This is a genomic window from Pseudomonas sp. Colony2 (assembly GCF_019382755.1).
In the GTDB taxonomy this organism is placed as follows: Bacteria; Pseudomonadota; Gammaproteobacteria; order Pseudomonadales; family Pseudomonadaceae; genus Aquipseudomonas.
In genome coordinates, this window is sequence record NZ_CP080030.1 from 3,627,199 (window position 1) to 3,634,363 (window position 7,165).

General features: G+C 63.8%; 8 protein-coding genes. All 8 read left to right on the top strand.

Annotated elements, in window-relative coordinates; genetic code table 11:
* Positions 1 to 19 precede the first annotated feature (19 nt).
* The gene (locus JV201_RS14385) at positions 20 to 781 is read left to right on the top strand and encodes a GntR family transcriptional regulator (RefSeq protein WP_219405558.1); all 762 of its coding nucleotides are present in this window, start codon (positions 20 to 22) and stop codon (positions 779 to 781) included.
* Positions 778 to 2,508: a fumarate reductase/succinate dehydrogenase flavoprotein subunit gene (locus JV201_RS14390; RefSeq protein WP_003217648.1), complete on the top strand. Its 1,731-nt coding sequence runs from the start codon at positions 778 to 780 to the stop codon at positions 2,506 to 2,508. Before JV201_RS14385 ends, JV201_RS14390 begins: the two co-directional genes overlap by 4 nt.
* Positions 2,509 to 2,547: 39 nt before the next feature.
* A complete protein-coding gene (locus JV201_RS14395) occupies positions 2,548 to 2,793 on the top strand; it encodes a ferredoxin family protein (protein WP_003217650.1) in 246 nt (81 codons plus the stop codon).
* Between the two features lie 122 nt (positions 2,794 to 2,915).
* Complete coding sequence (locus JV201_RS14400) at positions 2,916 to 4,322, top strand: ABC transporter substrate-binding protein (protein ID WP_219405559.1); 1,407 nt, start codon at positions 2,916 to 2,918, stop codon at positions 4,320 to 4,322.
* A 12-nt stretch (positions 4,323 to 4,334) separates the two neighbouring features.
* A complete protein-coding gene (locus JV201_RS14405) occupies positions 4,335 to 5,117 on the top strand; it encodes an ABC transporter permease (RefSeq protein WP_177037165.1) in 783 nt (260 codons plus the stop codon).
* On the top strand, positions 5,117 to 5,956 hold the full coding sequence (locus JV201_RS14410; protein WP_219405561.1) for an ABC transporter ATP-binding protein: 840 nt from the start codon (positions 5,117 to 5,119) through the stop codon (positions 5,954 to 5,956). The genes JV201_RS14405 and JV201_RS14410 overlap by 1 nt, the downstream gene beginning before the upstream one ends.
* On the top strand, positions 5,953 to 6,906 hold the full coding sequence (locus tag JV201_RS14415; RefSeq protein WP_219405562.1) for a HEAT repeat domain-containing protein: 954 nt from the start codon (positions 5,953 to 5,955) through the stop codon (positions 6,904 to 6,906). Before JV201_RS14410 ends, JV201_RS14415 begins: the two co-directional genes overlap by 4 nt.
* Positions 6,903 to 7,165 (top strand): DUF971 domain-containing protein (locus tag JV201_RS14420; RefSeq protein WP_219407176.1); only part of this gene is annotated, 263 nt, incomplete at its 3' end. The genes JV201_RS14415 and JV201_RS14420, both read left to right, overlap by 4 nt.

The following is a 7,165-nucleotide window of genomic DNA, read 5'->3' on the forward strand; positions in this document are numbered from 1 at the left end:
GTTATGACAAGTGGTCCTGATGAACGAATCAACCGTCGCCTTATCCCCTCTGTCCAGCGTTCCGCTGCATGCCCAACTGCGGGACCTGCTGCGCAGCCGCATCCTTGATGGTGAGTACGCGCCGAACACCCAGATGCCTTCCGAGAGCGAACTGGGCGCGCGCTTCAAAGTCAGCCGCATCACCGTGCGCCAGGCCCTGGGTGATCTGCAAAAGGAAGGCCTGATCTACAAGATCCACGGCAAAGGCACCTTTGTTTCCAAACCCAAGGCTTATCAGAACGTCAGCACCCTGCAGGGGTTGGGCGAGTCTATGACCGAGCGCGGCTATGAAGTGATCAACCGCCTGCGCAGCTACCGCTTCGTGCCCGCCGACAAGCTGGTGGCCGAGCGCCTGGGCGTGGAGGAGGGCAGCACTGTCGCGCAGATCAAGCGGGTACGGCTGATCAACCGCGAACCGGTGTCGCTGGAAATCACCTACCTCAGCCAGGCCCTGGGCGAACGCCTGGAAAACGCCGACCTGGTGACCCGCGACATCTTCCTGATCCTGGAGAACGACTGTGGCTTGCAACTGGGTCACGCCGACGTGGCGATTGACGCGGTACTCGCCGACAGCGAGCTGACCCAGGCGCTGAACGTCGAGGCCGGCTCGCCGATCATGCGCATCGAACGCCTGACCCACACCGCAGACGGACAGCCCGTGGACTTCGAACACCTGTATTACCGTGGCGACGCGTTTCAGTATCGCCTGCGCATCGACCGTCAGCGAGGTAGCCGCCCGTGAGCCGCCAAACCCTGGAACTGGAATACGACATCGTGGTGATCGGCGGCGGCACTGCCGGCCCCATGGCGGCGATCAAGGCCAAGGAGGCCAACCGCGATCTGCGCGTATTGCTGATCGACAAGGCCAACGTCAAGCGCAGCGGCGCCATCAGCATGGGCATGGACGGCCTCAACAACGCGATCATTCCCGGCCACTCCACGCCGGAGCAGTACACCAAGGAAATCACGATTGCCAACGACGGCATCGTCAATCAGGCGGCGGTGTACGCCTACGCGACCCACAGTTTTGAAACCATCGAGCAGTTGGACCGCTGGGGCGTGAAGTTCGAGAAGGACGAAACCGGCGATTACGCGGTGAAAAAAGTCCATCACATGGGCGCCTACGTGTTGCCGATGCCTGAAGGGCACGACATCAAGAAGGTGCTGTATCGCCAGCTCAAGCGCGCCCGGGTCAGTATCACCAACCGCCTGGTGTGCACCCGCTTGCTGACCGACAGCGAAGGCGCGGTGAATGGCGTGATGGGTTTTGACTGCCGCACTGCGGACTTCCAGGTGATCAAGGCCAAGGCGGTGATCCTCTGCTGCGGCGCGGCCGGCCGCCTGGGCTTGCCGTCCTCGGGTTACCTGATGGGCACCTATGAAAACCCGACCAATGCCGGCGACGGCTACGCCATGGCCTACCACGCCGGAGCCGAACTGGCGAACCTGGAGTGCTTCCAGATCAACCCGCTGATCAAGGATTACAACGGCCCGGCATGCGCCTATGTCACCGGCCCCTTGGGCGGCTACACCGCCAACAACAAGGGTGAACGCTTCATCGAGTGCGACTACTGGAGCGGGCAGATGATGTGGGAGTTCCACCAGGAACTGGAAAGCGGCAACGGCCCGGTGTTCCTCAAGCTCGATCACCTGGCGGAGGAAACCATCCAGAACATCGAGCAGATCCTGCACAGCAACGAGCGCCCCAGCCGTGGCCAGTTCCACGCCAACCGGGGCACCGACTACCGCAGCCAGATGGTCGAGATGCATATCTCCGAGATCGGCTTTTGCAGCGGGCATTCGGCGTCGGGCGTGTGGGTCAACGAGCGCGCGGAAACCTCGGTCAAGGGCTTGTATTCAGCGGGCGACATGGCGGCGGTGCCACATAACTACATGCTCGGCGCGTTCACCTATGGCTGGTTTGCCGGCACTAACGCGGCAAGCTTTGTGGCCGGGCGCGAATTCAGCGCGGTGGATGCCCGGCAAGTGGCCGCCGAGCAGGCTCGGGTCTATGCGCCGCTGGACCGCGAAACCGGTCTGCCGCCGGCCCAGGTCGAGTACAAGCTGCGGCGCTTCGTCAACGATTACCTGCAGCCGCCCAAGGTCACCCGCAAGATGGAAATCGGCTTGCAACGCTTCGCCGATATCGAGCGCGACCTGGACCAGATGAAGGCGCACAACCCCCATGAATTGATGCGCGCCATGGAAACCAGCGTGATCCGCGACTGCGCCGAAATGGCTGCCCGCGCCTCGCTGTACCGCGCCGAAAGCCGCTGGGGCCTGTACCACTACCGGGTCGATCACCCGCAACGCAACGACGCCGACTGGTTCTGCCATTGCCACCTGAAAAAGGGCGAGGACGGGCAGATGGTCAGCTTCAAGAAACCCGTCGAGCCCTATGTGATCCCGCTGGATGCCGAAGAGATGCAGGCTTACGACCGCCTGCGCGTAGGGGCTGACGCCGCCTGAATGTGCCCCCCAAGCTCGCTCACCACAGGACACCGTGAAATGGCCTATCAGCCCCAGGAAATATTCTTTCGCTCCAACGCCCCGGTAACGGTGGACGAGGACAAGTGCATCGCCGAAAAAGGCTGCACGGTCTGCGTCGACGTGTGCCCGATGGACCTGTTGGCGATCAACCCGGCAACGCAGAAGGCGTACATGGCGTTTGATGAATGCTGGTATTGCATGCCCTGTGAAAAAGATTGCCCCACCGGCGCAGTCAAGGTCGAGATTCCGTACCTGTTGCGCTGAGACCTGCCGCAAACGCCATCCGCCAACCCCGGACGCAGCCCTAGCCACACCCCCTCGTTTCCCACCGCGCCAGACCGTGGCGGAGACGATTCCTTCAACCATGATTCGAGGGGAACTACCCAATGTTATTGCGCGCAACCCTGGCCGGCCTGGTGCTGGCTTGCTTGAGCCTGTCGGCCCAGGCACAAACGATCCGGGTGGCCATCGGCACCCAGGACACCACCATCAACTGTGCCGCGGGCGGCTTGCTGATCCGCGAGCTGGGGCTGCTGGACAAATACCTGCCGCACGACGGCAAGTACAAGGACGCGACCTACGACGTGCAGTGGAAAAACTTCACCAGTGGCGCGCCGCTGACCAATGAAATGGTCGCCGGCAAACTGGACTTTGGCGCAATGGCCGACTTCCCCGGTGCCTTCAACGGCGTAGCGTTCGAGGCGGCGGGCAAGCACAGCCTGTTCATCAGCGTGTTGTCGGGCAACATCAAGGGCAGCGGCAACGGCATTGTGGTGCCGGTCGCTTCCAGCGCCCAGTCCCTGGCGGACCTCAAAGGCAAGACGATTTCCGTGCCGTTCGCCTCCACGGCCCATGGCATGTTGCTGCGCGCTGTTGCGGCCCAGGGGTGGGACCCGCTCAAGGACGTCAACATCATTGCCCAGGCGCCCGAAGTGGCAGGCTCGGCGTTGCAGGCCAACAAGATCGACGCCCATGCCGACTTTGTGCCGTTCGGCGAACTGTTCCCCAACCGTGGTTTCGCCCGCAAGATCTACGACGGCTCGCAATCCAACACCCCGACGTTCCACGGCGCGCTGGTGGACGAAAGTTATGCCAAACAGTACCCGGAAGTGGTCGTCGCCTACCTGCGCGCGAGTATCGAGGCCAATCAGTTGCTGGCCGCAGAGCCGGAGAAGTACAGCGAGCTGATCGAAAAAGTCACCGGCGTCGAAGCCGAGGTCAACTACCTGTTCCATGGCCCGCTGGGCGTGCAGACCCGTGACTTGAGCTGGAAACCCGAATACCGCCAGGCCGTGGGCACCGCGATCGACACCCTCAAGCTGCTGAAAAAGGCCGACCGTGGCCTGGACCTCAATACCTTTATCGATGACCAGTACATCCGTGCCGCGTTCAAGGCCTCGGGCCTGGACTATGCGGCGCAATTGGGCAACTACGCCCAGGCCCCGCTGGAGGCCAACGACGCCCTGAGCGGCGCGCCGATCACTGACTGGAAGCACGTCGCGCAAATCTGGGTCAAGGGTGAGCCCAAGGTGCGTGATTACGCGTCGGCCGAGGCGGCGTTCACCGCGCTGGACAGCCTGAACAAACAGGGCAAGGCGGTGCGCGCCGTGTATGCCCAGGCCGAAGACAGCGGCATCAAGCTGCTGGCGAGCCAGGCCTGGTTTGCCACCAACCAGCACGGCCAACTCAGTGCATTCCTGCTCAAGGGCCAGGCGCAGCAATTTGCCCAGGCCCAGGGCGGCAAGGTGTTCAATTTCACCGACGCCGGCGCGCAGGCCGTTGCCGGTCGCTGAGGGAGCGTGTTCATGACAAGCACCCCATGGCGCTGGTTGCCCAAGGCCGCTTCCTTGCTGTTGTGCCTGCTGTTCTGGCAGTTGGCGGCCAGCCAGCACTGGAACCTGTGGCTGGTGACATTTGCCAATGTGCCCACGCCGGGCTCCGTGCTGCAGGCTGCCCTGGGGCTGGCGGACTCGGGCAAGCTTGTGCGGCACTTGAGCGCAAGCCTGACCCGGGTGTTCGAGGGCTACCTGGCGGCCGCGCTGGTGGGGATCGGCCTGGGCATCGCGATTGGCCGCTGGAAGTGGGCGGAAGACCTGCTGTTGCCGCCGCTGGAGGTGATCCGGCCGATCCCGGCGGTGGCCTGGATTCCGCTGGCGATCCTGATGTTCCCGTCGTCGGAGCTGTCGATGATCTTTATCACCTTCACCGGCGCGCTGTTTCCGGTGCTGCTCAATACGGTGCATGGCGTGGAAGGCGTCGATCCTCGGCTGATCGCCTCGGCGCGCAGCCTGGGGGCAGGGCGCCGGGCGATCCTGCTGGAGGTGATTTTGCCGGGCGCCGCGCCGAGCATCGTCACCGGCCTGGCGATTGGCATGGGCACTTCGTGGTTCTGCCTGGTGACAGCGGAAATGATCTCCGGCCAGTACGGTATCGGCTATTACACCTGGGAGTCCTACACCATCCAGAACTATGCCGACATTGTCGTTGGCATGCTGTTGATCGGCGTGCTGGGCATGGGCAGCAGCCTTTTGGTCAAGCGTCTCGGCGCACTGTTCACTCCCTGGCATCGACCACGAGGTAAAGCCTGATGAGTCATCTTGAAGGCCGTGTCGACATACGCGGCTTGTCCATTGTATTGGGCGAACAGCAGCAGGCATTCGAGGCGGTGAAAGCCCTGGATTGCAGGATCGAGCCGGGGCAGTTCGTGTGCATCCTCGGCCCGTCCGGGTGTGGCAAGTCAACCTTGCTCGGCACGCTGGCCGGGCATCTCACGCCAAGCCAGGGCACGCTGGAAATGGATGGCCGGCCGGTTGCCGGCCCGTCCCAGCAACGGGGCATGGTGTTTCAGCAACACACACTGTTCCCTTGGCGTTCGGTACGCGAAAACGTCGCCTTCGGCCTGAAGATGCGCGGCGTAGGCAAGGCCGAGCGCCTGGCCGCCGCCGATGAGATCCTTCACCTGGTGGGCCTGGAAGGTTTTGCCGAGCGCTGGCCCAACCAGCTGTCGGGTGGCATGCAGCAGCGGGTGGAAATTGCCCGGGTATTGATCAATCGTCCCGGCCTGCTGTTGATGGATGAGCCGTTCGGCGCGCTGGATGCCCTGACCCGCATGAAGATGCAGGCCTTGCTGCTGGACATCTGGACGCGCATCCGCACCACCGTGGTGTTTGTCACCCATGACATCGACGAAGCGCTGTTCCTGGCCGACCGCATCCTGGTGATGAGCCCGCGCCCCGGGCGCATCATCGAGGATTTCCAGCTGACTTTCCCAAGGCCGCGCAGCACCGAACTGATGACCTCGCCGGAATTTACCCACCTCAAGCGCCATTGCCTGGAACTGCTGCACCACGAAGATGGTCGCCAGTTACCACGGCTGAACCCGCTCGGGCTACCCAACGATCACCCAAGACCGCGATTTGCCATATGACCTATGAAACCGAAAACCCCGACATCCAAGCCCTGCGCCCGCGGCTGCAAGCGCCGGATGCCGGCATGCGCCGGATCGCCCTGATTGACCTGGCTGACCTGGAAGACCCCGACGGCCTGGTGTGGCTGGTGGACAGCCTGCGCCACGACCCGGCCACCGACGTGCGCGCCCAGGCTGCCAGCCTGCTGGAGGCGTGGGAAGAAGACGCAGTGGTCAAGGCGCTGTGCCAGGCGTTGACCGACACTGAAGCGTCGGTACGTGATGCCGCCGCCCAGAGCTTGAGCGTACTCAAGACGACGCAGGCGGGCCGGCTGTTATTGCCATGGGCCACCCACGCCGACGCGAGCGTGCGCACGGCAATCTTCCGTGCCCTGCGCGAGTTGCGCCTTGAAGCGGCGGCGCCGTCGGCAATGCTGGCGCTGAGCGATACCGATGCGGGGGTGCGCCGCGAAGCGGTCGGTGTGCTCGGCTGGCTCAAGCACCTGCCGGCATTGGACGCCCTGGCGAGGTTGGCCAGCAGCGATCCGGACACCGAGGTCCGGCGTGCCGCCACCGGCGCCCTCGGCCTGGCCAGTGATGAGCGGGTACTGCCGGCGCTGTATGAAGCGTTGCAGGACGCCACCTGGCAAGTACGGGAAGAGGCCGCGACCACCTTGGGCAAAGTCGGTAGCACCCGCGCGGGCGACGCCTTGATCACGGCGCTGGCCGATGACTACTGGCAAGTCCGCCTGCGCGCTACCCGCAGCCTTGGGCGCCTGCGGTATGCACCGGCGTTGTCGGCGCTGCTCCTGACGTTGGGCCACAGCATCAGCAACCTGCGCAAGGAAGCCGCCCTGGCGCTGGGCGAGTTGGGCGACCGACAGGCCCTTGGCCCGCTGCGTGATGCGGCCGACGATGGCGACCCGGAAGTACGCAAGGCGGTGCGCATTGCCCTGGCACAACTGCAATGAACAGTGCACCGAACGGCATTGGCCGCGATGATGATGGGCGCTTGAGGCTGGAATGGCGCGACGGCGTGCAATGGATCGACCACGCTCGCCTGCGCCGTGAATGCCCGTGCTCGCAGTGCCGGGCCTTTCGGTTGAGAGGCATGCCGCCGCTGGTGTCGGACCGTGTCCGGGTGCTGGAGATCCATCCCCAGGGGTATGGCGTGCAGTTGATTTTCAGCGATGGGCACCAGCGGGGGATTTACCCGTGGGCTTATTTGGC